The sequence below is a fragment of the Pseudomonas fluorescens genome (genome assembly GCF_902497625.1).
Taxonomy (GTDB): Bacteria; Pseudomonadota; Gammaproteobacteria; order Pseudomonadales; family Pseudomonadaceae; genus Aquipseudomonas; species Aquipseudomonas fluorescens_BQ.
Genome location: NZ_CABVGX010000035.1, coordinates 20,304 through 45,521 on the forward strand (window position 1 = coordinate 20,304; position 25,218 = coordinate 45,521).

General features: G+C 58.5%; 21 protein-coding genes. 18 read left to right on the plus strand and 3 right to left on the minus strand.

All coding sequences use genetic code 11. The features are described 5' to 3' along the window. Positions 1 to 26 precede the first annotated feature (26 nt). From dnaE to ispD, 8 genes are all read left to right on the plus strand, one after another. The gene (gene dnaE, locus F8N12_RS19795) at positions 27 to 3,548 is read left to right on the plus strand and encodes a DNA polymerase III subunit alpha (RefSeq protein ID WP_150580087.1); all 3,522 of its coding nucleotides are present in this window, start codon (positions 27 to 29) and stop codon (positions 3,546 to 3,548) included. A 153-nt stretch (positions 3,549 to 3,701) separates the two neighbouring features. Beyond that, entirely contained in the window at positions 3,702 to 4,649 is a 948-nt protein-coding gene (locus tag F8N12_RS19800; protein WP_150580086.1) for an acetyl-CoA carboxylase carboxyltransferase subunit alpha, read from the plus strand. A gap of 131 nt (positions 4,650 to 4,780) precedes the next feature. Then, on the plus strand, positions 4,781 to 6,109 hold the full coding sequence (gene tilS, locus F8N12_RS19805) for a tRNA lysidine(34) synthetase TilS (RefSeq protein ID WP_150580085.1): 1,329 nt from the start codon (positions 4,781 to 4,783) through the stop codon (positions 6,107 to 6,109). Between the two features lie 274 nt (positions 6,110 to 6,383). Next, positions 6,384 to 8,015 carry a CTP synthase gene (locus tag F8N12_RS19810; RefSeq protein WP_150580084.1) on the plus strand — a complete coding sequence of 544 codons (1,632 nt, stop codon included), beginning with the start codon at positions 6,384 to 6,386 and terminating at the stop codon, positions 8,013 to 8,015. Between the two features lie 5 nt (positions 8,016 to 8,020). Then, positions 8,021 to 8,866 carry a 3-deoxy-8-phosphooctulonate synthase gene (gene kdsA / locus F8N12_RS19815; RefSeq protein ID WP_150580083.1) on the plus strand — a complete coding sequence of 282 codons (846 nt, stop codon included), beginning with the start codon at positions 8,021 to 8,023 and terminating at the stop codon, positions 8,864 to 8,866. Between the two features lie 146 nt (positions 8,867 to 9,012). Beyond that, on the plus strand, positions 9,013 to 10,302 hold the full coding sequence (gene eno, locus F8N12_RS19820) for a phosphopyruvate hydratase (RefSeq protein ID WP_008072676.1): 1,290 nt from the start codon (positions 9,013 to 9,015) through the stop codon (positions 10,300 to 10,302). 167 nt (positions 10,303 to 10,469) lie between these two features. Then, positions 10,470 to 10,748 carry a cell division protein FtsB gene (gene ftsB, locus F8N12_RS19825; RefSeq protein WP_150580082.1) on the plus strand — a complete coding sequence of 93 codons (279 nt, stop codon included), beginning with the start codon at positions 10,470 to 10,472 and terminating at the stop codon, positions 10,746 to 10,748. Beyond that, the gene (gene ispD, locus F8N12_RS19830) at positions 10,745 to 11,452 is read left to right on the plus strand and encodes a 2-C-methyl-D-erythritol 4-phosphate cytidylyltransferase (protein WP_150580081.1); all 708 of its coding nucleotides are present in this window, start codon (positions 10,745 to 10,747) and stop codon (positions 11,450 to 11,452) included. The genes ftsB and ispD overlap by 4 nt, the downstream gene beginning before the upstream one ends. 110 nt (positions 11,453 to 11,562) lie before the next feature. Here ispD and F8N12_RS19835 read toward each other — a convergent pair whose 3' ends face one another. Continuing rightward, positions 11,563 to 12,459, minus strand: a complete 897-nt coding sequence (locus F8N12_RS19835; RefSeq protein WP_150580080.1) for a LysR substrate-binding domain-containing protein — start codon at positions 12,457 to 12,459, stop codon at positions 11,563 to 11,565. A 106-nt stretch (positions 12,460 to 12,565) separates the two neighbouring features. Here F8N12_RS19835 and F8N12_RS19840 point away from each other — a divergent pair, with 106 nt between their 5' ends. From F8N12_RS19840 to rpoS, 8 genes are all read left to right on the plus strand, one after another. Beyond that, positions 12,566 to 13,678, plus strand: a complete 1,113-nt coding sequence (locus F8N12_RS19840) for an S-(hydroxymethyl)glutathione dehydrogenase/class III alcohol dehydrogenase (protein ID WP_150580079.1) — start codon at positions 12,566 to 12,568, stop codon at positions 13,676 to 13,678. 90 nt (positions 13,679 to 13,768) lie between these two features. Next, entirely contained in the window at positions 13,769 to 14,614 is an 846-nt protein-coding gene (fghA, locus tag F8N12_RS19845; RefSeq protein ID WP_150580078.1) for an S-formylglutathione hydrolase, read from the plus strand. A 43-nt stretch (positions 14,615 to 14,657) separates the two neighbouring features. Continuing rightward, entirely contained in the window at positions 14,658 to 15,131 is a 474-nt protein-coding gene (ispF, locus tag F8N12_RS19850) for a 2-C-methyl-D-erythritol 2,4-cyclodiphosphate synthase (protein WP_150580077.1), read from the plus strand. Continuing rightward, positions 15,128 to 16,186: a tRNA pseudouridine(13) synthase TruD gene (gene truD, locus F8N12_RS19855; protein WP_150580076.1), complete on the plus strand. Its 1,059-nt coding sequence runs from the start codon at positions 15,128 to 15,130 to the stop codon at positions 16,184 to 16,186. The genes ispF and truD overlap by 4 nt, the downstream gene beginning before the upstream one ends. Further along, a complete protein-coding gene (gene surE / locus F8N12_RS19860; RefSeq protein ID WP_150580075.1) occupies positions 16,174 to 16,923 on the plus strand; it encodes a 5'/3'-nucleotidase SurE in 750 nt (249 codons plus the stop codon). Before truD ends, surE begins: the two co-directional genes overlap by 13 nt. 41 nt (positions 16,924 to 16,964) lie before the next feature. Continuing rightward, a complete protein-coding gene (locus tag F8N12_RS19865; protein WP_177326966.1) occupies positions 16,965 to 17,600 on the plus strand; it encodes a protein-L-isoaspartate(D-aspartate) O-methyltransferase in 636 nt (211 codons plus the stop codon). 197 nt (positions 17,601 to 17,797) lie between these two features. After that, complete coding sequence (locus F8N12_RS19870; protein ID WP_150580074.1) at positions 17,798 to 18,655, plus strand: peptidoglycan DD-metalloendopeptidase family protein; 858 nt, start codon at positions 17,798 to 17,800, stop codon at positions 18,653 to 18,655. Positions 18,656 to 18,760: 105 nt separating this feature from the next. Beyond that, positions 18,761 to 19,768 carry an RNA polymerase sigma factor RpoS gene (gene rpoS / locus F8N12_RS19875; protein ID WP_150580073.1) on the plus strand — a complete coding sequence of 336 codons (1,008 nt, stop codon included), beginning with the start codon at positions 18,761 to 18,763 and terminating at the stop codon, positions 19,766 to 19,768. 469 nt (positions 19,769 to 20,237) lie between these two features. Here the strand turns inward: rpoS and fdxA are convergent, their stop codons facing one another. Continuing rightward, positions 20,238 to 20,561: a ferredoxin FdxA gene (gene fdxA, locus F8N12_RS19880; RefSeq protein WP_150580072.1), complete on the minus strand. Its 324-nt coding sequence runs from the start codon at positions 20,559 to 20,561 to the stop codon at positions 20,238 to 20,240. Between the two features lie 141 nt (positions 20,562 to 20,702). Next, entirely contained in the window at positions 20,703 to 23,285 is a 2,583-nt protein-coding gene (mutS, locus tag F8N12_RS19885) for a DNA mismatch repair protein MutS (RefSeq protein WP_150580071.1), read from the minus strand. 296 nt (positions 23,286 to 23,581) lie between these two features. Between mutS and F8N12_RS19890 the strand changes: the two genes are divergently transcribed. Both F8N12_RS19890 and recA read left to right on the plus strand, forming a co-directional pair. Continuing rightward, positions 23,582 to 24,082: a CinA family protein gene (locus tag F8N12_RS19890; RefSeq protein WP_150580070.1), complete on the plus strand. Its 501-nt coding sequence runs from the start codon at positions 23,582 to 23,584 to the stop codon at positions 24,080 to 24,082. 83 nt (positions 24,083 to 24,165) lie between these two features. Continuing rightward, a complete protein-coding gene (gene recA, locus F8N12_RS19895) occupies positions 24,166 to 25,218 on the plus strand; it encodes a recombinase RecA (RefSeq protein WP_150580069.1) in 1,053 nt (350 codons plus the stop codon).

A 25,218-nucleotide genomic window follows, 5' to 3' on the forward strand; every position in this document is an offset into this window, starting at 1 on the left:
TTTTCATGCTCACAGACAGGATCACCATGCCGGCTTCATTCGTTCATCTACGCCTGCACTCTGAATACTCCCTGGTCGACGGTCTGGTGCGGATCAAGCCGCTGGTCAAGACCCTGGTCGGCATGAACATGCCTGCCGTGGCGGTCACTGACCAGAACAACATGTGTTCTCTGGTCAAATTTTATAAAGCGGCGATGGGCGCGGGGATCAAACCGATCTGCGGCGCCGACCTGTGGCTGTCGAACAAAGACCCGGACAATGCGCTGAGCCGGATCAGCCTGCTGGCGATGAACGCCGTGGGTTATCGCAACCTGACCGAACTGATATCCCGCGGTTTCATCGACGGCCAACGCAATGGCTCGATCATCATCGAGCGCGAGTGGGTAGCCGAGGCCAGTGAAGGCCTGATCATGTTGTCGGCGGCGAAGGAAGGCGAAGTCGGCCAGGCCCTGCTTGGCGGCAATCCTGCCGAAGCGGAAACCCTCGCCCGCGAATGGATGGCCGTGTTCCCGGACCGCTTCTATCTGGAAATCCAGCGTACCAGCCGCCCGAATGATGAAGAACAACTGCACGCTGCCGTGGCCTTGGCCGATAAAATCGGCGCGCCGCTGGTGGCGACCAACGATGTGCGCTTCATCAAACAGGAAGATTTCGAGGCGCACGAGACCCGCGTCTGCATCGGTGAAGGCCGCGCCCTCGACGATCCGCGGCGCTCGAAGAATTACAGCGATCAGCAATACCTCAAGAGCGCTGAGGAAATGGCCGAGCTGTTCAGCGACATTCCCGAGGCGCTGCAGAACACCGTCGAAATCGCCAAGCGATGCAATATCGAAGTGAAGTTGGGCAAGCACTTTCTGCCTAACTTCCCGATTCCGGATGGCATGACCATCGACGAGTATTTCCGCAAGGTGTCGTTCGACGGTCTGGAAGATCGCCTCAGCGTCCTGCTGCCCAAGGACACGACCGAAGACTACGAAGCCAAGCGACAGGTGTACGTCGATCGACTGAATTTCGAGCTGGACATCATTATCCAGATGGGCTTCCCGGGTTACTTCCTGATCGTGATGGACTTTATCCAGTGGGCCAAGAGCAATGGCGTACCAGTTGGTCCTGGCCGGGGGTCGGGTGCCGGTTCGTTGGTAGCCTATGTGCAGAAGATCACCGACCTCGATCCGCTGGAATATGACCTGCTGTTCGAACGTTTCCTCAACCCGGAACGGGTCTCCATGCCCGACTTCGACGTCGACTTTTGCATGGACGGCCGCGACCGGGTGATCGACTACGTGGCCGAGAAATACGGCCGTAACGCGGTGAGCCAGATCATCACCTTCGGTTCCATGGCGGCCAAAGCTGTGGTGCGTGACGTGGCGCGGGTGCAGGGCAAGTCTTACGGTTTGGCCGATCGTCTGTCGAAGATGATTCCGTTCGAAGTCGGCATGACCCTGGAAAAGGCTTACGAGCAGGAAGAAATCCTGCGTGACTTCATCAAGGTCGATGAAGAAGCTGCGGAAATCTGGGAAATGGCGCGCAAGCTCGAAGGCGTGGTGCGTAACGTCGGCAAGCACGCCGGTGGCGTGGTAATCGCCCCGACCAAACTGACCGACTTTTCGCCGATCTATTGCGATGAAGCCGGCGATGGCCTGGTCACCCAGTTCGACAAGGATGACGTTGAAGCCGCGGGTCTGGTGAAGTTCGACTTCCTCGGTCTGCGCACCCTGACGGTCATTGACTGGGCGCTGAAAACCATCAACCGCGACCGCGCCAAGGTCGATGAGCCGCCGCTCGACATCGCCTTTATTCCGCTCGACGACAAACCGACCTATCAGCTGCTGCAGAAAGCCGAAACCACGGCGGTGTTCCAGCTCGAGTCCCGGGGCATGAAGGAGCTGATCAAAAAGCTCAAGCCCGACTGTCTGGAAGACCTGATCGCACTGGTAGCACTGTTCCGTCCCGGCCCGCTGCAGTCGGGCATGGTTGACGACTTTATCAATCGCAAGCACGGGCGTGCCGAACTGGCGTACCCGCACTCGGACTATCAATACGAAGGCCTCAAGCCAGTATTGGCACCGACCTACGGCATCATCCTGTATCAGGAACAGGTGATGCAGATTGCCCAGGTCATGGCCGGCTACACCCTTGGCGGTGCGGACATGCTGCGTCGAGCCATGGGCAAGAAAAAACCCGAAGAAATGGCCAAGCAGCGCGGGGGGTTCATTGAAGGTTGCGCGACCAATAATATTGATGCCGACCTGGCCGGTAACATTTTCGACCTGGTGGAAAAATTCGCCGGCTACGGCTTCAACAAGTCTCACTCCGCCGCTTACGGACTGGTGTCGTACCAGACTGCATGGCTGAAGACACACTACCCGGCGCCGTTCATGGCGGCGGTGTTGTCGGCGGACATGCACAACACCGACAAGGTCGTGACCTTGATCGAAGAAATTCGCACCATGAAGCTGCGTCTCGACGCACCGGATGTGAATACCTCCGAATTCAAGTTCACGGTGAACGACGAAGGCCGGATCATCTACGGCCTCGGCGCGATCAAGGGTGTCGGTGAAGGGCCGGTCGAAGCCATTACCGAAGCGCGCCAGGACGGACCGTTCAAGGACCTGTTCGACTTCTGCGCGCGGGTCGACCTCAAACGGATCAACAAGCGCACCCTCGACGGTTTGATCCGCAGCGGCGCTCTGGATCGTCTGGGACCTTGTTTCCATGACGAACCGAAAGCCTATCAAGCGAGTATCGACCAGAATCGCGCGATCCTGCTCAATGCGATGGAAGGGGCGATCAAGGCCGCCGAGCAAACCGCGCGCACCCACGACAGTGGGCATGCCGACCTGTTTGGCGGACTGTTCGTCGAGGAAGACGCGGACGTCTACGCCAACCACCGCAAGGCGAAAGAGCTGACGCTCAAGGAACGCCTGAAAGGCGAGAAAGACACGCTGGGTCTGTACCTGACCGGGCACCCGATTGACGAATACGAAGGCGAAATTCGCCGCTTTGCCCGTCAGCGCATCATTGATCTCAAGCCCGCTCGCGATACACAGACCGTCGCCGGCATGATCATCGCGCTGCGGGTGATGAAGAATAAAAAGGGCGACAAGATGGGGTTCATCACCCTGGACGATCGCTCCGGCCGCATCGAAGCTTCGCTGTTCGCCGAGGCGTTCCATTCGGCGCAGTCGCTGCTGCAGACCGACGCGATGGTGGTGGTCGAAGGCGAGGTCAGCAACGACGATTTTTCCGGCGGTTTGCGCTTGCGGGTCAAGCGCGTCATGAGCATGGAAGATGCGCGCACCAATCTTGCCGAGAGCCTGCGTCTGAAATTGCAGACCAAAGACCTCAAGGGCGATCAGCTACGCTGGCTGGGTGAGTTGTTCAAACGCCACCGCGGCGCGTGCCCGATTACCATGGAGTACACGAGCCCCGATGCGAAAGCCTTGCTGCAGTTCGGCGAGACCTGGCGGATCGACCCGGCGGATGCGTTGATTCAAGCCCTGCGTGACCAGTTCGGGCGAGACAACGTCTTCCTCCAATACCGTTGACGGTCAGGCTTCATTCTTTGCCATGAAGAGCGGAAGCTGATCTCGACCACATTTTTTAATCTCGACCTGAACGCGCCTGTCCCTTAAGGTAGGGCGCGAATAGACAACCGGCCGGCCCAAGCTCTCTTGGACGTCGACCCTAGACGGACGCCTATGAACCCGAATTTTCTAGATTTCGAACAGCCGATCGCCGACCTGCAAGCCAAGATCGAAGAGTTGCGCTTGGTCGGTAATGACAATTCGCTGAATATCGGCGAAGAGATCTCCCGCCTGCAGGAAAAAAGCAGCACGCTGACCGAAGACATCTTCGGCAAGCTGACCAGCTGGCAGATCGCGCGTCTGGCGCGTCATCCGAAACGTCCTTATACCCTGGACTACATCGAACACATCTTCACCGAGTTCGACGAGTTGCACGGTGACCGTCACTTCTCCGACGACGCTGCGATCGTCGGTGGCGTCGCCCGTCTCGACGACCAGCCGGTGATGATCATCGGTCACCAGAAAGGCCGCGAAGTACGCGAGAAAGTTCGTCGCAACTTTGGCATGCCACGTCCTGAAGGCTACCGCAAAGCGTGCCGCCTCATGGAAATGGCCGAACGCTTCAAGATGCCGATCCTGACCTTCATTGATACCCCGGGCGCTTACCCTGGTATCGATGCCGAAGAACGCAACCAGAGCGAAGCCATCGCCTGGAACCTGCGCGTCATGGCTCGCCTGAAAACGCCAATCATCGCCACCGTGATTGGTGAGGGTGGTTCTGGCGGCGCACTGGCGATTGGCGTGTGCGATCAGCTGAACATGCTCCAGTACTCGACGTACGCGGTGATTTCGCCGGAAGGCTGTGCCTCGATTCTGTGGAAGACCGCCGAGAAAGCGCCGGATGCCGCTGAAGCCATGGGCATCACCGCCGAGCGCCTGAAAGGCCTGGGTATCGTTGACAAGGTGATCGGCGAACCACTGGGCGGCGCTCATCGCAATCCGGCCGTTGCCGCCGCTTCGATCCGCGCGGAATTGAGTTCGCAATTGGCGATGCTCAAGGAATTCGATACCGAAGCGCTGTTGACCCGTCGTTACGAGCGCCTGATGAGCTACGGTCTCTGATCTGACCTCGGCTTCAATGTGGGAGCGAGCCTGCTCGCGATGGCGGTTCAACATTCAACTGATCGGTTGAGTGTGTGACTGCAATCGCGAGCAAGCCCGCTCCCACATTTGATTTGTGCAAAGGGAAAGATATGGATCGGGCCACGATTGATTTGCCTTCCCGGCTTTTGATGAGTCTGAAGCTATGGCGCAACGTCAAAACCTGGCGCGTCGCGTTCTCCGGTGGCCTTGATTCCACCGTCCTGTTGCATCTGCTTGTACACCTCGCAAAAACCACATCCCTCCCAGAACTCAGAGCCATCCACGTTCACCATGGTCTTCAGGCGGCGGCGGATGCGTGGCCGCAACACTGTCTGTCGGTCTGTGACGCATGGGGCGTACCGTTGCAGGTAATCCGCGTGCAGGTTCGGCCTGGCGCCAGCCTCGAACGGGCAGCACGGGATGCGCGGTATGACGCCTTCGATGCAGCAACTCAGGCCGGTGACGTACTGCTCACCGGTCAACACCGGGACGATCAGGCGGAAACCTTGTTGTTCCGGTTGCTGCGCGGGGCAGGGGTGCGTGGGATGGCAGGCATGCCGGGTCAGCGCTCGTTGGGCCGCGGGCATTTGCTGCGTCCGTTGCTGGATGTCACACGCGCGGAGCTGGAAGCCTACGCCGCGGAGCACGGGTTGAGCTGGATCGAAGACCCGACAAATGAAGATCGGCGCTTCTCGCGCAATTACCTAAGGCATCAAATCTTTCCTGAACTGACCGAGCGCTGGCCGCAAGCCACCGCCAACATGGCTCGCAGTGCGGCGCATTTGCGGGAGGCACAAGGGTTGCTCGATGAATTGGCGCTGATCGACCTGAGCGCTGCACAGACCGTCAGTGATCTCCCTTGGCTCGGCGTGCCGTCCCTCGAACTGGCGCCGCTCGCACTATTGTCCGCCGCTCGACAGCGCAATGCGCTCAGTCACTGGCTCTCGCCAGTGACCAGCCTGCCCGACAGCGACCATTGGTCGGGGTGGGATGATCTGCGTGATGCCTCGGGCGACGCCCGGCCAATCTGGCGTCTGGCCGATGGCGAACTGCATCGGGCCGGGGGGCGAATCTGGTGGTTGTCCGGCGCCTGGTTGCGCGATCCGCTGGCATCGAACGAATGGCTGGAGCAAGCGAAAGCTCTGACGTTGCCGGATAATGGCGTGCTGACGATCAGCGGCAGCGTCCCAAATGGACCGCTGCAGGTGCGCTATCGTGAAGGTGGCGAAGTCATGTATCTGCCTGGGCGTGGGCATCGCGATCTCAAGCGCCTGCTCAATGAAAGTGCCGTTCCCGCGTTCGTCCGTGGCAGATTGCCGCTGCTGTATCAGGGCGAGCAATTGCTGGCGGTCGCCAATCTGCGGGGCTTGAATGGCAGTGATCCGCATGGCTGGCATTTGCATTGGCAGCCGCCAACCGAAGATCAAGGTTTGAGCTGATAGGGGCTTTCCGGTAGACTACGCTCCCTTCTTGATACAACTTCTGTGGATTCGCCTGAATTGCAGCAGTTGCCGATTACCAAGCAGTCTTTGCTGGGCGATTCCAAAAAATGTGTAGCGAGCAACGTACCGGTGTTTCATTTCCCGGTCTGTCCCAACGCGGCGGTTTTTTCGAAGGTTGCACTGTGATTAATGCAGGTGATCGGGGGCTTCGGCCTTCCTTCGCTTTCCCCGGCGGCTCGTACCGCTTTAACGCAGACTTCTAGGGTTTTTCATGACGCGCTACATATTCGTCACGGGCGGTGTTGTTTCTTCATTGGGGAAAGGCATTGCCTCGGCTTCATTGGCGGCCATCCTGGAGGCGCGGGGACTTAAGGTCACCATGCTGAAGCTGGACCCGTACATCAACGTCGATCCGGGCACCATGAGCCCGTTCCAGCACGGTGAAGTGTTCGTCACCCACGACGGCGCCGAGACCGACCTGGACCTGGGTCACTACGAGCGGTTCATCCGCACGACCATGACCCAGAACAACAACTTCACCACCGGCCGTGTCTACGAGCACGTGCTGCGCAAAGAGCGCCGTGGTGATTACCTGGGCGCGACCATTCAGGTCATTCCGCACATCACCGACGAGATCAAGCGCCGGATCATCAAGGGCGCCGGCGATGCCGACGTGGCCATGGTCGAGATCGGTGGCACGGTAGGCGACATCGAGTCGCAACCGTTCCTCGAAGCGATTCGTCAATTGCGTTTCGAAGTCGGCGCCAAGCGCGCGATGCTGATGCACCTGACCCTGGTGCCATACATCGCCACCGCCGGCGAAACCAAGACCAAGCCAACCCAGCACTCGGTCAAGGAACTGCGTTCCATCGGCCTGCAGCCTGACGTGCTGGTGTGCCGCTCTGATCACCCGATCGACATTTCCTCGCGTCGCAAAATCGCGCAATTCACCAACGTTGAAGAACGTGCGGTGATTGCGCTGGAAGACGCCGACACCATCTACAAGATCCCGGGCATCCTGCATTCGCAGGGTCTGGACGATTTTGTCGTCGAGCGTTTCGGCCTGCAATGCGGCGGCGCCGATCTCTCCGAGTGGGAAGCCGTGGTGGACGCCAAGCTCAACCCTGAGCACGAAGTCACCATCGCCATGGTCGGCAAGTACATGGAGCTGCTGGACGCTTACAAGTCGCTGATCGAAGCGATGAGTCACGCCGGCATCAGCAACCGCACCAAGGTCAACCTGCGCTACATCGATTCCGAAGACATCGAAAACCAGGGCACTGCGCTGCTGGAAGGCGTCGATGCGATTCTGGTGCCGGGCGGCTTCGGTCTGCGTGGCGTGGAAGGCAAGATTACTGCCGTGCAGTACGCTCGCGAAAACAAGGTGCCGTACCTCGGTATCTGCCTGGGCATGCAAGTGGCCGTGATCGAGTTCGCTCGTAACGTCATGGGCTGGAAAGACGCCAACTCCACCGAGTTCGATCGTGCAAGCGGTCACCCGGTCGTGGGCCTGATTACCGAGTGGGAAGATGCCACCGGCGCGGTCGAAACCCGTACCGAAACCTCCGACCTCGGCGGCACCATGCGCCTCGGCGCGCAGGATTGTCTGCTGGAGCCGGGTTCGCTGGTTCACGACTGCTACGGCAAGGACGTGATCGTCGAGCGTCACCGTCATCGCTACGAAGTGAACAACAACCTGCTGCCGCAGATCATGGAAGCCGGCCTGAAAATCTCCGGTCGGTCCGGCGATGGCGCGCTGGTTGAAGTGGTCGAAGCGCCGGATCATCCATGGTTCGTCGCGTGCCAGTTCCACCCTGAGTTCACTTCGACGCCGCGCGACGGTCACCCGTTGTTCAGCGGTTTCGTTAAAGCAGCTTTGGTCCAACACCAGAAGAAGGCGTAATTCCAATGGCGCAGAAGATCATCCGCGTAGGCGACATCGAGATTGCCAACGACAAGCCGATGGTGCTGTTCGGTGGCATGAACGTGCTGGAAAGCCGCGACATGGCGATGCAGGTCTGCGAAGAGTACGTCAAGGTGACCGCGAAGCTCGGCATCCCTTACGTGTTCAAGGCCAGCTTCGACAAGGCCAATCGTTCCTCCGTGACCTCTTACCGTGGCCCTGGCCTGGAAGAAGGCATGCGGATTTTCCAGGACATCAAGCAAGCCTTTGGCGTGCCGATCATTACTGACGTCCACGAGCCGGATCAGGCTGCGGTCGTTGCTGAAGTCTGCGACATCATCCAGCTGCCTGCTTTCCTGTCGCGCCAGACCGACCTCGTGGTCGCGATGGCCAAGACCGGCGCGGTCATCAACATCAAGAAAGCCCAGTTTCTCGCTCCTCAGGAAATGAAGCACATCCTGAGCAAATGCGTTGAAGCGGGTAACGATCAGTTGATCCTCTGCGAGCGCGGTTCAAGCTTTGGCTACAACAACCTGGTCGTCGACATGCTCGGCTTCGGCATCATGAAGCAGTTCGAATACCCGGTGTTTTTCGACGTGACCCACGCCCTGCAAATGCCCGGAGGTCGTGCCGATTCCGCTGGCGGTCGTCGCGCCCAGGTCCTCGATCTGGCCAAGGCCGGCATGAGCCAGTCGCTGGCCGGCCTGTTCCTTGAAGCGCACCCGGATCCGGACAATGCCAAATGCGATGGTCCTTGCGCGCTGCGTCTGGACAAACTGGAGCCATTCCTGGCCCAGCTCAAAGCCCTGGACGAGTTGGTGAAAAGTTTTCCTGCCGTGGAAACCGCGTAACTGCGGATTTCCACCGTAGGAGCCGGCTTGCTGGCGATAGCGATCCTGAACACGCTACCGCCAGCAAGGCGGCTCCTACAGGATTTGATCCAAAAGTATAAATCGATCGGTAAAGCGTCTTCGTCAACTTTGGAGTGTTTACAACAATGGCAAAAATAGTCGACATCAAAGGTCGTGAAGTTCTCGACTCCCGGGGCAATCCCACCGTGGAAGCGGACGTGCTTCTCGATAACGGCATCATCGGCAGTGCTTGCGCGCCGTCCGGTGCTTCCACTGGCTCGCGTGAAGCACTCGAGCTGCGTGATGGCGACAAGAGCCGTTACCTGGGCAAGGGCGTTCTGAAAGCGGTCGCCAACATCAACGGTCCGATCCGCGACCTGCTGTTGGGCACTGACCCAAGCGACCAGAAAGCGCTCGATCACGCGATGATCAAGCTGGACGGCACTGAAAACAAAGCCACCCTGGGTGCCAACGCCATCCTCGCCGTTTCCCTCGCCGCCGCCAAGGCAGCTGCTCAGGATCAGGATCTGCCGCTGTACGCGCACATCGCCAACCTGAACGGTACGCCGGGTGTCTACTCGATGCCGGTGCCGATGATGAACATCATCAACGGTGGCGAGCATGCCGATAACAACGTCGACATCCAGGAATTCATGGTGCAGCCGGTTGGCGCTAAGTCCTTCTCGGAAGGTCTGCGCATGGGCACCGAGATTTTTCATCACCTCAAAGCCGTACTGAAGGCCCGTGGACTGAGCACTGCTGTAGGTGACGAAGGTGGTTTCGCGCCAAACCTGGCTTCCAACGAAGACGCTTTGAAAGTGATCTCCGAAGCCGTGGCCAACGCCGGTTACAAGCTGGGTACTGATGTGACTCTGGCACTGGACTGCGCCGCCAGCGAATTCTACGAAGACGGCAAGTACAACCTCTCCGGCGAAGGCCAGGTGTTCACGGCTGAAGGGTTTGCCGACTACCTGAAAGGCCTGACAGAGCGTTACCCGATCATCTCGATCGAAGACGGTCTGGACGAGTCCGACTGGGCTGGCTGGAAAATCCTCACGGACAAGATCGGCGAGAAAACCCAGCTGGTGGGCGACGACCTGTTCGTAACCAACACCAAGATCCTCAAAGAAGGCATCGATAAAAAGATCGCCAACTCGATCCTGATCAAGTTCAACCAGATCGGCACCCTGACCGAAACCCTGGAAGCCATCCAGATGGCCAAGGCCGCTGGTTACACCGCCGTGATCTCGCACCGCTCCGGCGAAACCGAAGACTCGACCATTGCCGACCTGGCAGTGGGTACGGCGGCTGGCCAGATCAAGACCGGCTCTCTGTGCCGCTCGGATCGCGTGTCCAAGTACAACCAACTGCTGCGTATCGAAGAGCAGTTGAACGGCAAAGCCAAGTACAACGGCCGTAGCGAGTTCCGCGGTTAAGCGTTGACTGTTTAAAAGTCAGCGGATAGTGTCGGCAAAATCGCGACAGCGATGGATTTGCCAAATCTGATGCCTTATCAGCACAAGCCTGGGTCTTCCAGGCTTCGTGCTATCAGATGCTAAGTTTTGGCATGGCTGTCTTTTTTCCACTGGATACCTGATATTCGATGCGCAGTCCCAATTGGTTGTTCCTCGTTCTGCTCCTGTTGCTGGCAGGTCTGCAATACCGCCTCTGGGTCGGTAATGGCAGCCTTGCGCAAGTGGCGGAGTTGAGTCAGCAGATTGCCGATCAGCACGCTGAGAACGAAGGTTTGCTGGAACGCAATCGAGTGATGGGGGCCGAAGTCAGCGAGCTCAAAAAAGGCATGGAGACCGTGGAAGAGCGGGCTCGTCACGAGTTGGGTATGGTCAAGGACGGTGAAACCCTTTACCAGCTTGCACAATGAATTCCTCGATACCGGCCTTTTGGGCCGTGATCCCCGCCGCAGGCGTCGGTGCCCGGATGGCCGCAGACCGTCCCAAGCAGTACTTGCAACTGGGCGGACGCACTATTCTTGAACACAGCCTCGGCTGTTTCCTTGATCATCCTGCCCTGAAGGGTTTGGTGGTCAGTCTTGCGGTTGATGATCCTTACTGGCCGAATCTGGCGTGCGCCGGCGATTCGCGTATTCAACGCGTTGACGGCGGTGAGGAGCGTTCCGGGTCGGTGCTCAATGCCTTGCTGCATCTGCATGCGCTGGGTGCGGACGATGAAGATTGGGTATTGGTGCACGATGCTGCGCGGCCCAATCTGAGCCGTGATGATCTGGACAAGTTGCTGAGTGAGTTGGCGGACGACACGGTCGGTGGACTGCTGGCCGTTCCGGCTCGCGATACGCTTAAACGAGTCGACAAGCACGGTCGCGTACTCGAAACCGTGGATCGCAGCGTGATCTGGCAAGCTTATACGCCGCAGATGTTTCGCCTCGGCGCCTTGCATCGGGCCTTGGCCGATAGCCTGGTGGGTGACGCAGTCATCACCGATGAGGCTTCCGCTATGGAGTGGGCAGGGCTGGCGCCACGTCTGATCGAGGGGCGATCAGATAACCTCAAGGTCACTCGGCCTGAGGATCTTGAATGGCTGCGTCTGCGTTGGGCTAATCGCCGCTAAAGATCGCAGCCTCGTTGCACTCGACAGCTCCTACCTTGTCGGTTTGCACCGTAAGGCACCTGTAGGAGCTGTCGAGTGCAACGAGGCTGCGATCTTTTGATCTTCAAACCTCAAACCCTGTACTCCGGCCTGGACGCCAACCCTTCCTTCAAATAATCCACCAACTTTCTCACCTTCGGTGACAAATGCCGTTGTTGCGGATACAACGCCCATACCGCCGTGTTGGGCGGCTGATGCGCCTCCAGCAAAGAAATCAGTTCCCCGCTTTTCAGATGTCCCAGCACGTAATAATCCGGCAGCTGACACAATCCGACGCCTTGCAACGCCGCATCCAGTACCGCTTGCCCACTGTTGCACCGCCAGTTTCCCTGCACCCGTTGGGAAAATTCCTTGCCGTTCTGTTCCAGCTGCCAAACATCCGTGCTGCCGATCAGGCAATTGTGCTGGCTCAATTCCGACAGACTGTGTGGCCGACCGTACCGCTCAACGTAGGACGGTGACGCGCACAGGTACATCCGTCGTGGTGCCAGGCGTGTCGCGACCAGTCTTGAGTCCTGCAAGCGGCCTAAGCGAATCGCCAGGTCCAGGCCTTCGTGCACCAGATCCAGCTGACGATTGCTCAGTTCGATATCAATGCGAAGCTGCGGGTAAAGCCCCATGAAACGCGTCACCAACGGCACGATAAAGCGTTCGCCATACGCCACGGCACAGGTCATGCGCAGCATGCCTTTCGGTTCGCTCGTCAGGTCACCCACTGCGCGCAATGCTTCTTCACGACCATCCTGTAAACGCTGACAGTGCTGCAGAAATGTTTGCCCTGCTTCCGTGAGCGTGACCCGCCGGGTGCTCCGATAGAGCAATCGTGTCTGAAGACGCTCTTCGAGGCGTACGATCTGACGACTGATGTGCGAGGAAGAAACACCAAGTCGGTCTGCGGCTGCGGTGAACTGGCTGCATTCAGCCACGGCGACGAACTCGTCGATGCCTTCCCAGCGGTTCTCTGACATAAGTGATTATCCCTGTGCAGCAATAATGTTTTGCTTTCCTCCGGATTATTCATCGTTAAGCGCTGTATTACACTCACTGTCTTGTTTATATCCACTGGAGATACCCATGATCAAGTCGCGCGCTGCCGTTGCCTTCGAGGCTAAAAAACCGCTCGAGATCGTTGAAGTCGATGTCGCCATGCCCAAGGCCGGTGAAGTGTTGTTGCGTGTGATCGCCTCCGGTGTCTGCCATACCGATGCCTACACGCTGTCGGGCGCGGATCCGGAAGGCATCTTCCCGTCGATTCTCGGTCACGAAGGTGGCGCGGTGGTTGAGGCGATCGGTGAAGGTGTGACCTCGGTTGCCGTCGGCGATCACGTTATCCCGCTTTACACCCCGGAATGCCGCCAGTGCAAGTTCTGCCTGTCGGGCAAGACCAACCTCTGCCAGGCGATTCGTTCGACCCAGGGTAAAGGCCTGATGCCAGACGGCACTTCGCGCTTTTCCTACAAGGGGCAGCCGATCTTCCACTACATGGGTACTTCGACTTTCTCCGAATACACCGTGCTGCCGGAAATTTCCGTGGCCAGAATTCAGAAAGAGGCGCCACTGGAAAAAGTCTGCCTGCTGGGCTGCGGTGTCACTACCGGTATCGGCGCAGTGCTGAATACCGCCAAGGTGAAACCGGGTGATACCGTGGCCATTTTCGGCCTCGGCGGTATCGGTCTGTCGGCAGTCATCGGTGCAGTCAAAGCCAAGGCTGGACGGATCATCGCCGTGGACATCAATCCGGCGAAATTCGAGATTGCCAAGCAATTGGGTGCAACCGACTGTGTCAACCCGAAAGACTTCGATCGCCCGATCCAGGAAGTGATCGTCGACATGACCGATGGCGGCGTCGACTTTTCCTTTGAATGCATTGGCAACGTCCAGCTGATGCGGGCCGCACTCGAGTGCTGCCACAAAGGTTGGGGCGAATCGGTAATCATCGGCGTCGCCGGTGCCGGTCAGGAAATTGCCACCCGCCCATTCCAGTTGGTCACCGGTCGCGTCTGGCGTGGTTCGGCGTTCGGCGGGGTGCGCGGTCGTACCGAGCTGCCAAGCTACGTCGACATGGCCGAAAGTGGTGAAATCCCGCTCGATACCTTCATCACACACACCATGGGTCTGGAAGACATCAATAGGGCATTCGATCTGATGCACGAAGGCAAGAGCATCCGTTCCGTCATTCATTTCTAAGAGAAAGCTGCAAGCTGCAAGCGACAAGCTGCAAGGGGCACGGTACTTCTCTTGCAGCTTGAAGCTTGGGGCTTGTAGCTGAGGAAGCCCATGATCCTGGAAAATATCTCCTGCCAGAAAAGCTTCGGCGGCTGGCACAAACGCTACAAGCACCGTTCCGACGTGCTCGGATGCGACATGGTGTTCGCCGTGTACCTGCCGCCGCAAGCAGAGCAGGGCGGCAAATTGCCGGTGTTGTACTGGCTGTCCGGTCTGACCTGCACCGACGAAAACTTCATGCACAAGGCTGGCGCGATGCGCATGGCCGCCGAGCTCGGGTTGATTATCGTTGCGCCGGACACCAGCCCGCGCGGGCCTGATGTGCCGGATGATCCGGAGGACGCCTGGGACTTCGGCCTCGGCGCTGGTTTCTATCTGAATGCCACGCAGGAACCGTGGTCGCGGCACTATCGCATGCATGACTATGTGGTGCAGGAATTGCCGGCCTTGGTCGAAGCCCATTTCCCTGCGTCCGACAAACGTGGCATCAGCGGCCATTCCATGGGCGGCCATGGCGCGCTTGTCTGTGCATTGCGCAATCCGGGCCGTTATCAGTCGGTGTCGGCATTCTCGCCGATCAACAATCCGATGGATTGCCCTTGGGGTCAGAAGGCCTTTTCCCGTTACCTGGGTGAAGACCGCTCGAAGTGGCGTGAATGGGATGCCTGCGCGTTGATCGCCGAGGCAGAGGAGAAGTTGCCGCTGCTGGTCGATCAAGGTGATCGCGATGACTTCCTCGCTACCCAGCTCAAGCCCGAAGCCTTGCAGCAAGCCGCGAAACAGGCCGGCCATCCGCTGACGTTGCGCCTGCAACCCGGCTACGACCACAGCTATTTCTTCATCGCCAGTTTCATTGACGAACACTTGCAGCATCACGGACGCGCCCTAGGCCTCTAATGCAGGTAGAATCACGCCCTGACAAAAATCGGGGCGTTTTTTTATGCGTATTGGCCACGGCTATGATGTGCACCGTTTCGCTGAAGGCGATTTCATTACTCTGGGCGGCGTGCGTATCGCACACGGCTTCGGGCTGCTCGCTCACTCCGACGGTGACGTCCTGCTGCACGCCTTGAGCGATGCCTTGCTTGGCGCGGCCGCGCTGGGTGATATCGGCAAACACTTCCCGGACACCGACCCGACATTCAAGGGGGCAGACAGCCGCGTGCTGTTACGCCATGTTGTCGCGCTGATCCACGGCAAAGGCTGGATAATCGGCAACGTCGATAACACCATCGTTGCCCAGGCGCCAAAAATGGCCCCGCATATCGAATCGATGCGCGCTCTGATTGCCGCGGATCTTCAAGTTGAGTTGGATCAAGTGAACGTGAAAGCTACCACCACCGAAAAGCTTGGTTTTGTCGGGCGCGAAGAAGGCATTGCGGTGCACTCCGTTGCCTTGTTGCTGCGCGCATGAATGAGGCGCAACTGCTTGGCCCGCGCGCATACGGTGAGGCACTCGGCACTGCGGTATTAAAAGCGACCGCAGAGGATTTTCAGGTCGACGAAGTACTCGATATTCCCCTCAGTGGTGATGGCGAGCACCTGTGGATCTGGGTGGAAAAACGCGGGCTTAATACTGAGGAAGCGGCCCGGCGGATAGCCAAGGCGGCGGGCGTGCCGCTGCGCACGGTCAGCTACGCCGGGCTGAAGGATCGCCAGGCACTCACGCGGCAGTGGTTCAGTGTGCAACTGCCAGGCAAGGCGGATCCCGATCTGTCGGCGGCGGAAAACGAAACGCTGAAAATCCTCAAGACCGGTCGGCACAGACGCAAGCTGCAGCGCGGGGCTCATTCGGCGAACGGTTTCACCCTGCGGCTGACACAATTTTCGGGCGATACGGCCGCAATCGAAGAACGCCTGCAACTGATCGCTAAACAAGGTATTCCGAATTATTTCGGCGCTCAACGTTTTGGCTTTGACGGCGGGAACGTCGTCGATGCCCGCGGGTGGGCGGCGCGCAAGGCGTTGCCGGAGCAGCGCAATGTGCGCTCGCGGCTGCTGTCCACGGCGCGCAGTTTCCTGTTCAACCAGGTATTGGCGGCGCGGGTTGCCGATGGCACCTGGCAGCGTGCGCAAGTGGGTGACCTGCTGGCTTTCACTGACAGTCGCAGCTTTTTCCCGGCCGGCGAAGCCGAGTGCAGCGATCCGCGCCTGGCGATTCTCGACCTGCACCCGACCGGACCGCAGTGGGGCGAAGGTGACTCGCCGACCACGGGCGCTGTCCATGTACTGGAGCAGGCAATCGCCGCGCGCGAAGCAGACTTGCGCGACTGGTTGATTAACGCCGGTATGAGCCACGAACGTCGCATCCTGCGACTGCCCATTGCCGGGTTGACGTGGCATTATCCCGAGCCTGACATTCTGCAACTGGAATTCGTCCTGCCGGCCGGATGCTTTGCCACCGTACTGGTGCGCGAACTTGTCGATCTGGTGCCGGTGGGGCAGACGGACAGCCCATGCGTATTCTGATTTCGAACGACGATGGGGTAGCCGCACCCGGTCTCGCCGCGCTTCATGCTGCGCTGGCGGATTACACCGAGTGCGTGGTTATCGCCCCTGACCAGGACAAAAGTGGCGCCAGCAGCTCGCTGACGCTTGACCGTCCGTTGCACCCGCAAACTCTTGCCAACGGTTTCATCAGCCTCAATGGCACGCCAACCGATTGCGTGCACCTGGGGCTTAACGGCTTGCTGGAAGTGGTGCCGGACATGGTGGTTTCCGGGATCAACCTGGGCGCCAATCTGGGCGACGACGTGCTGTATTCCGGTACGGTGGCAGCGGCGCTCGAAGGGCGTTTTCTCGAGCGGCCCTCGTTTGCTTTTTCGCTGGTCTCACGGCAGGTCGACAACCTCTCCACGGCCGCCCATTTTGCGCGCAAACTGGTGGAGGCTCACGCCGCCCTCGATCTGCCACCGCGCACGGTGCTGAACGTGAACATTCCCAATTTGCCGCTTGACCATATCCGCGGTATTCAGCTGACCCGCCTGGGGCACCGCGCCCGTGCGGCGGCACCGATGAAGGTGGTCGACCCTCGGGGCAAATCCGGTTACTGGATCGCAGCTGCCGGTGATGCCGAAGACGGCGGCCCGGGCACCGATTTCCATGCTGTGATGCAGGGTTATGTGTCAATCACGGCATTGCAGCTGGACCGCACCTTCAATGATGCTTTCAGAAGTCTCGATGGCTGGCTGGAGGGACTTCGATAATGGCCCGTGAACAAGACCACATGCTGCATCGCGGCATCGGGATGACTTCTCAAAGAACCCGTGAACGACTGATCCAGCGGTTGTACGAGGAAGGCATTTCCAACGCCAAGGTATTGGAAGTGATCCGCCGGACGCCGCGTCATCTGTTCGTCGACGAGGCGCTTGCGCATCGCGCCTACGAAGATACGGCTTTGCCGATCGGCAATAACCAGACGATTTCCCAGCCTTACATGGTGGCCCGCATGAGCGAGCTGCTACTGGAGGCGGGACCGCTGGACAAAGTGATGGAAATTGGCACCGGTTCCGGTTATCAGACCGCAATCCTTTCGCAACTGGTGGAGCGGGTGTTTTCGGTAGAGCGCATCAAGGTCTTGCAGGACCGGGCCAAGGAACGGCTGATCGATCTGAACCTGCGCAACGTGGTGTTTCGCTGGGGAGATGGCTGGGAAGGGTGGCCGGCGCTGGCGCCTTATAACGGCATCATCGTGACCGCAGTAGCGACCGACGTGCCGCAGGCATTACTCGATCAACTGGCGCCAGGCGGGCGCCTGGTGATCCCGGTCGGGTCAGGGGAGGTCCAGCAACTGATGCTGATCATTCGTGAAGAGCACGGTTTTTCCAGGCGCGTACTTGGCTCCGTGCGATTCGTCCCTTTACTGAATGGGCCTCTGGCCTGAGCTTTTGTTGCAACGCGCTGAATTCTCATCGATCAGCTTTGTCTTACAGCGACGTCAGGCAGTTAAACGGATTGTATCGCTGGCGCAAACCTGCGCCCTGCTCGATTAAAAGTAGAGGCTGCACGGCCCGTTATACTTGCGACACTTCATGCCGAATTTCGGCAAGCCAATTTTAGCCACCACAAAGGGAGCGGCGGGTGAGTCTCACAGTCATTGCGCAGCGAATGGGTACAACGAGCTTTCAGCGCCTGGTGACTGGCCTTGTCTTGAGCGCCTTGCTGGTTGGTTGTTCCAGCAACAAATCCAGCGATGTGCGCGTTGTTGACCGCAACAAGGCCGCGGCCCAGCGCCCGGCAGTCACCACGGGGCAATACGTGGTTCGACCAAAAGACACCCTGTTCTCAATTGCTTTCCGTTACGGCTGGGACTACAAAGCCCTGGCGGCAAGAAACAATATCCCGGCGCCTTACACCATCCGTCCGGGTCAGACGATTCGCTTCGACGGGCGCACCGGTTCAACGCCGACTACAGTGACCAGTTCAACGACTTCAACGCCTTCATCTTCGAGTAAAACCACCGTATTTCGTCGCCCGGCATCGGGTGCGAGCGGAGCCACCACGGTGGTTGTACCGTCCGTCGCAAACAAATCCTCTACCGCACCGATGCCTCCCGCCGGGCCAGCCCCGACCGGCTGGGGATGGCCTTCTAATGGCATTCTTATTGGAAAATTCTCTTCAAACGGCAGTTTGAATAAAGGAATTGATATCGCCGGAGATTTGGGACAGCCTGTTTTAGCTGCGTCTGATGGGACGGTGGTATACGCCGGGAGTGGCTTAAGGGGCTACGGCGAGTTAGTCATCATCAAACACAGCGATACCTACGTCAGTGCCTACGGACATAACCGCAGGCTGTTGGTTCGGGAGGGGCAGCAGGTCAAGGTCGGGCAAACAATTGCCGAAATGGGGTCAACGGGTACAGACCGGGTGAAACTGCATTTTGAGATTCGCCGACAAGGTAAACCTGTAGATCCGCTGCAATTCCTGCCGCGTCGTTGATTGCTTTCCAGCCTGTTCCGTCGCGTAGAGGGGACAGGCTCCAGCGTTGCCAAGGATAAAGGCGTCGCTTGAGCTTGAGGTCGAACTCACCAAAGGACTATAACAATGGCTCTCAGTAAAGAAGTGCCGGAGTTTGACATCGACGATGAGGTTCTCCTGATGGAGACCGGTATCGGTACGGATTCGATGTCGAATGATGAAGGGGCTGCTCCACCTTCCGTTCGCGCCAAATCCAAAAACTCCACGTCGTTGAAACAACACAAATACATTGATTACACACGTGCGCTCGACGCTACGCAGTTGTATCTCAATGAAATCGGCTTTTCCCCGCTGCTGTCCCCCGAAGAAGAAGTTCACTTTGCGCGTTTGTCGCAAAGTGGTGATCCGGCCGGGCGCAAACGCATGATTGAAAGCAACCTGCGGCTGGTGGTGAAAATCGCCAGGCGCTATGTCAATCGCGGACTGTCGCTGCTGGATCTGATCGAGGAAGGGAACCTCGGACTGATTCGGGCGGTGGAAAAATTCGATCCTGAACGTGGGTTCCGTTTCTCGACTTACGCGACATGGTGGATTCGTCAGACCATCGAGCGCGCGATCATGAATCAGACCCGGACGATCCGGTTGCCGATCCATGTGGTCAAGGAGCTCAACGTGTACCTGCGCGCCGCGCGCGAGCTCACACAGAAGCTGGATCACGAACCTTCACCGGAAGAAATCGCCAACCTGCTGGAAAAACCGGTAGCCGAGGTCAAGCGCATGCTCGGCCTGAATGAGCGGGTTTCTTCAGTCGACGTCTCGCTGGGGCCGGATTCGGATAAAACCCTGCTGGACACCCTCACTGATGATCGTCCGACCGATCCATGTGAGCTGCTGCAGGACGACGACCTGTCGCAGAGCATCGATCAATGGCTTTCGGAGCTGACCGACAAGCAACGCGAGGTGGTGGTGCGCCGCTTCGGCCTGCGCGGGCACGAGAGCAGCACGCTTGAGGATGTGGGCCTGGAAATCGGCCTGACCCGTGAGCGGGTCAGACAGATCCAGGTTGAGGGGCTTAAACGTCTTCGGGAAATTCTCGAGAAGAATGGCCTGTCGAGCGAGTCATTGTTCCAGTAAGAACACGCGCCAAACAACAAAAAGCCCCGACTGGTTCGGGGCTTTTTGTTGCCGGAAATAGCACCGAGTGAACTTTGTCATTTGGAGTCTGAAGATGTAAGCCTCAGCCTACTCTTGTGTAAGTGTTCGCTATTTCTCCACATCGGAGCACTGCTATTTACCCTCGGCGAATTAGTTCAACCTTCTGATTACACTCTATATTTTCGTGCGGACCCGATTTCATGGACTGCCTGCTGCAGTCTTCGTGATCGATTGCTCTTGCCTGAAAACCCACTAGTATCCGGGGTGTGTCGACGGACAGACACAACCTTCAGGGATGAGGGATAAGGACATGGCAGGAAGCGATTCATCAGGAGGATGAAAAGGAACACAGGGATAGGGAAAAATGTGGGCGGGTCAAACCGCCCCTTTTTTTGTCTGCAGAAAAGTAAAAAGGCCCGCAAGGGGCCTTTTTGGAACGCGGGGAAGATCAGCGTTCGAGGTGCTCGAGCTTGCCGGGTTTACCGTCCCAGGCGGCGGACTCAGGCAACGGGTCTTTACGTTCAGTAATGTTCGGCCAGATTTCAGCCAGCTCGACGTTCAACTGAATGAAATTCTCCATACCGGCAGGCACTTCATCTTCCGAGAAGATAGCCACGGCAGGGCATTCCGGTTCGCACAGTGCGCAGTCGATGCACTCATCCGGGTGAATCACCAGGAAGTTCGGGCCTTCGTAAAAGCAGTCCACCGGACAGACTTCTACGCAGTCGGTGTACTTGCACTTGATGCAGTTGTCGGTGACGACGAAGGTCATTTCTAATTCTCTCCTCAGGCGGCTGCAGCGGAGCCCCTTCACGTTGGGGTCGCCGGGTTTGGGAGCGATAGTCTGCAAGCCAGGCTGTAGCTTGCAGCATCCCAAACCGCGCGAGATTCTAACAGCTTGCAGGCAAGTGCGTTAGATCCGTGTCTTCAGTGTATAGAGCATTTCCAGCGCGCGGCGCGGCGTCATGTCATCCAGGTCGAGTCTGGCCAGGTCATCCAGCACCGGATGGGGCAGGCTGGCAAACATGTCGCTCTGCTGCGGCGCGGCCGGTTTGCCTTTGACTGGCTTTGGCACGTCATGTGGCAGCGCCGTAGCTTCCAGCCGACCGAGGTGCTCTCGGGCACGCACGATCACTTCGCTGGGTACGCCGGCCAGTTGCGCAACCGCCAAGCCATAACTCTGGCTGGCCGGTCCCGGCAATACGTGGTGAAGGAAGACAATGCGCTCGTTGTGCTCCGTAGCGTTGAGGTGCACGTTGGCCACCAACGGCTGGGCTTCCGGCAATACCGTCAGCTCGAAATAATGGGTGGCGAACAACGTATAGGCGCGTAGATGCGCCAGCCGCTCCGCCGCTGCCCATGCCAGGGACAGACCGTCGAATGTGCTGGTACCGCGCCCGACCTCGTCCATCAACACCAGACTGCGCTCGGTAGCATTGTGCAGGATGTTCGCGGTTTCGCTCATCTCGACCATGAACGTCGAGCGCCCGCCCGCCAGATCGTCACTGGAGCCGATCCGGGTGAAAATCCGGTCGACCAGCGACAGTTCGCAACTCGCCGCCGGCACGAAGCTGCCGATGTGCGCGAGCAGCACGATCAACGCGGTCTGCCGCATATAGGTGGATTTACCGCCCATGTTAGGTCCGGTAATGATCAGCATTCGGGTGTTGTCGTCGAGGCTCAGATCATTAGCCACGAACGGTGTGGTCAGCACTTGCTCGACCACCGGGTGGCGACCCTGGCTGATGCGCATGCACGGTTCATCGACAAAGCGTGGGCAGTTCAGGTCGAGGTTCAGTGCGCGCTCGGCGAGGTTACTCAAAACATCCAGTTCGGCAAGTGCAGCCGCGGTGTCCTGTAGCGGAGGCAACTGGGCGATCAGGTCTTCGAGGAGCGCCTCATAGAGCATTTTTTCGCGGGCCAGTGCCCGGCTTTTCGCCGACAGGGCCTTGTCTTCGAACGCTTTCAGCTCCGGCGTAATGAAACGCTCGGCACCTTTAAGCGTTTGCCGACGGATGTAATCGGCCGGCGCCGATTCGGCCTGTTTGCTCGGTAGCTCGATGAAGTAACCGTGAATGCGGTTGTAACCGACTTTCAAATGCGACAGGCCGGTGCGTGCCTTCTCGCGCGCTTCCAGGTCGATGAGGAATTGCCCGGCGTTTTCGCTCAACGATTGCAGATCATCGAGTTCGCTGTCGTAACCGGTTTTCAACACGCCGCCATCGCGGATCACCGCTGGCGGGTTGTCGATGATGGCTTTTGCCAGCAGTGCTGCCAGTTCCGGATAGGTGCTGGTGGTCGCTGCCAGTTGAATGATGTGCGGCGCTTCCAGCTCGGTCATTGCCTGTTGCAACTCGGGCAGTGCGCCCAGGGCATCGCGTAGCCTTGCCAGGTCACGGGGGCGGGCATTGCGCAGACCAATCCGCGCCAGAATCCGCTCGATGTCGCCGATTTCCTTGAGCTGCGGTTGCAGTTTTTCGAACCGATAGCGGTCGAGCAGGCAGGTGATCGACGTCTGTCGTGCCAGCAGCACCGTCAGATCCCGCAGTGGCCGGTTCAGCCAGCGCGTCAACAAGCGGCTGCCCATGGCGGTCTGGCAGCGATCGACCACCGATTGCAAGGTGTTGTCGCGGCCACCGGCGAGGTTGGTGTCCAGCTCCAGGTTGCGACGACTCGCACCGTCCAGAACTACGGTGTCGTCCAGGCGCTCATGGCGCAGACTGCGCAAATGCGGCAGGGCGGTGCGCTGGGTTTCCTTGGCGTAACTGAGCAGGCAACCGGCTGCACCGATGGCCAGCGTCAGATTCTCGCAGCCGAAACCTTTGAGGTCCTGAGTCGAGAATTGCTGGCAGAGACTTTTCAATGCCGAGTCGCGCTCGAAATCCCACGGCGCACGACGCCGAACCCCACGGCGTTTCTCCGCGGGAAGATCTTTTGGCCAGTCATCCGGGATCATGAGCTCCACCGGATTGACCCGCTCCAGTTCCGCCAGCAGGTTTTCCCAGCCCTTGATCTCCAGCACCGTGAAGTTGCCACTGGTGATGTCCAGCACCGCAAGACCGAACAGGCGCTCATCACCCAGGACCGCCGCAATCAGGTTGTCGCGGCGTTCGTCGAGCAATGCCTCGTCACTGACCGTACCCGGGGTGATGATCCGTACCACCTGACGATCGACCGGCCCCTTACTGGTCGCCGGATCGCCGACCTGTTCGCAGATCACCACCGACTCGCCGAGCTTGACCAGTTTCGCCAGATAACCTTCCGCTGCGTGGTAAGGAATCCCACACATCGGAATCGCCTGACCGGCAGATTGCCCACGGGCGGTCAGGGTGATGTCGAGCAACTTGGCGGCTTTCTTCGCATCTTCGTAGAAGATCTCGTAGAAGTCGCCCATGCGATAGAACATGAGCTGGTCGGGGTGCTGGTTCTTCAGGCGCCAATATTGCTGCATCATTGGCGTGTGAGAGGACAGGTCGGAGGAGAGTGCTTTATTCATCGGGTATCAGGCAATTCGTTGAAAGGTGTAGGGCAAAGGAGGGACGTTGGCCCGGCTTTTCCGCGATGGGCGCAAGGTTACCATGGGCAGTCGAAGTGACGCAGGCATCAAAGCCTGCCAAGCGCAAAGGCTTGGCTGAAGTAAGACGTGATGATGCGGCTGGTCGGTCAGAATTCCCGGTTTCTGCGCTTCGTGCACTCTGCGTTTTCCCGCTAACATTTTGATCGACCCTGTGCCTTGCAAGCGCGATTTGCTCGTGTACGGTAGATCGCATTCCGCACGCTCTGGAGATGACCGTGAAAGAAATCACTCAGCTCGCCGCTGAACTTGGCAGACGCCTGCAGGTTCTCAATGCTCATGTCACCGCAGCGGAGTCCTGTACCGGGGGCGGAATCTCGGAGGCGATTACCCGCATCCCGGGGAGCTCGGCGTGGTTTGAGGCTGGCTATGTCACCTATTCCAATCGGCAGAAAACCGAGCAATTGCAGGTCCCGCCCGAATTGTTTGCGACGGTGGGAGCGGTCAGTTGCGAGGTGGTAGAGGCCATGGTTCGAGGCGCCCAGGAGAAAAGCCGTGCACATTTCGCCGTTGCCGTCAGCGGTGTCGCCGGCCCGGATGGAGGCTCGCCGAACAAACCGGTGGGCACCGTATGGCTGGCCTGGGGCGTGGGCGAGCGGGTATTCAGCGAGGTTCAGCATTTCCCCGGTAACCGTGACGAAGTTCGCCGACAAACGGTGAAGGCCGCGCTAGAGGGGCTGCTGCGGCACGCGGCGGGAGAAATCTCAAATCAGGGGTAGGCGATCTTGAAGTGCTGTGGAATAATACTGTCTACTTATACAGGTGTTGGCCGTCAGGCCTTATTGATTACGTGAGGACTTTAATGGACGACAACAAGAAGAAAGCCTTGGCTGCGGCCCTGGGTCAGATCGAACGTCAATTCGGCAAGGGTGCCGTAATGCGTATGGGCGATCAGGACCGTCAGGCGATCCCATCCATTTCTACTGGCTCTCTGGGTCTGGACATTGCGCTGGGCATTGGCGGCCTCCCAAAAGGCCGTATCGTTGAAATCTACGGTCCAGAATCCTCCGGTAAAACCACACTGACATTGTCCGTGATTGCCCAGGCTCAAAAAGCCGGCGCGACCTGCGCATTCGTCGATGCTGAACACGCCCTCGACCCGGAATACGCTCTCAAGCTTGGCGTCAACGTTGATGACTTGCTGGTTTCTCAGCCCGACACTGGCGAGCAAGCCTTGGAAATCACCGACATGCTGGTGCGTTCCAACGCGGTTGACGTGATCATTGTCGACTCCGTAGCAGCGCTGGTGCCAAAGGCTGAAATCGAAGGCGAAATGGGTGACATGCACGTGGGCCTGCAGGCTCGTCTGATGTCTCAGGCGCTGCGTAAAATCACCGGTAACATCAAGAACGCCAACTGCCTGGTTATTTTCATCAACCAGATCCGTATGAAAATCGGCGTGATGTTTGGCAGCCCTGAAACCACCACCGGTGGTAACGCGCTGAAGTTCTATGCATCGGTTCGTCTGGATATTCGCCGTACTGGCGCGGTGAAAGAAGGTGACGAAGTTGTCGGTAGCGAAACCCGCGTCAAGGTTGTAAAGAACAAGGTCGCTTCGCCGTTCCGTCAGGCAGAATTCCAGATTCTTTATGGCAAGGGCATCTACCTCAATGGCGAGATGATCGACCTTGGGGTTCTGCATGGTTTCGTCGAGAAGTCCGGTGCCTGGTATGCCTATGAAGGCACCAAGATCGGTCAGGGCAAGGCCAATTCGGCCAAGTTCCTGGCAGACAATCCGGAAATCGCCACCAAGCTTGAGAAGCAGTTGCGCGACAAGCTTCTGACACCTGCGCCGGACGTTAAAGCCTCGGCAGACCGAGTCAAAGCAGATGATCTGGTTGATGTGGATGTCTGA

Coding starts and splice junctions, on each gene's coding strand:
- dnaE (WP_150580087.1), top strand. CDS start 27: ATGCCGGCTTCATTCGTTCATCTACGCCTGCACTCTGAATACTCCCTG.
- F8N12_RS19800 (WP_150580086.1), top strand. CDS start 3,702: ATGAACCCGAATTTTCTAGATTTCGAACAGCCGATCGCCGACCTGCAA.
- tilS (WP_150580085.1), top strand. CDS start 4,781: ATGGATCGGGCCACGATTGATTTGCCTTCCCGGCTTTTGATGAGTCTG.
- F8N12_RS19810 (WP_150580084.1), top strand. CDS start 6,384: ATGACGCGCTACATATTCGTCACGGGCGGTGTTGTTTCTTCATTGGGG.
- kdsA (WP_150580083.1), top strand. CDS start 8,021: ATGGCGCAGAAGATCATCCGCGTAGGCGACATCGAGATTGCCAACGAC.
- eno (WP_008072676.1), top strand. CDS start 9,013: ATGGCAAAAATAGTCGACATCAAAGGTCGTGAAGTTCTCGACTCCCGG.
- ftsB (WP_150580082.1), top strand. CDS start 10,470: ATGCGCAGTCCCAATTGGTTGTTCCTCGTTCTGCTCCTGTTGCTGGCA.
- ispD (WP_150580081.1), top strand. CDS start 10,745: ATGAATTCCTCGATACCGGCCTTTTGGGCCGTGATCCCCGCCGCAGGC.
- F8N12_RS19835 (WP_150580080.1), bottom strand. CDS start 12,459: ATGTCAGAGAACCGCTGGGAAGGCATCGACGAGTTCGTCGCCGTGGCT.
- F8N12_RS19840 (WP_150580079.1), top strand. CDS start 12,566: ATGATCAAGTCGCGCGCTGCCGTTGCCTTCGAGGCTAAAAAACCGCTC.
- fghA (WP_150580078.1), top strand. CDS start 13,769: ATGATCCTGGAAAATATCTCCTGCCAGAAAAGCTTCGGCGGCTGGCAC.
- ispF (WP_150580077.1), top strand. CDS start 14,658: ATGCGTATTGGCCACGGCTATGATGTGCACCGTTTCGCTGAAGGCGAT.
- truD (WP_150580076.1), top strand. CDS start 15,128: ATGAATGAGGCGCAACTGCTTGGCCCGCGCGCATACGGTGAGGCACTC.
- surE (WP_150580075.1), top strand. CDS start 16,174: ATGCGTATTCTGATTTCGAACGACGATGGGGTAGCCGCACCCGGTCTC.
- F8N12_RS19865 (WP_177326966.1), top strand. CDS start 16,965: ATGACTTCTCAAAGAACCCGTGAACGACTGATCCAGCGGTTGTACGAG.
- rpoS (WP_150580073.1), top strand. CDS start 18,761: ATGGCTCTCAGTAAAGAAGTGCCGGAGTTTGACATCGACGATGAGGTT.
- fdxA (WP_150580072.1), bottom strand. CDS start 20,561: ATGACCTTCGTCGTCACCGACAACTGCATCAAGTGCAAGTACACCGAC.
- mutS (WP_150580071.1), bottom strand. CDS start 23,285: ATGAATAAAGCACTCTCCTCCGACCTGTCCTCTCACACGCCAATGATG.
- recA (WP_150580069.1), top strand. CDS start 24,166: ATGGACGACAACAAGAAGAAAGCCTTGGCTGCGGCCCTGGGTCAGATC.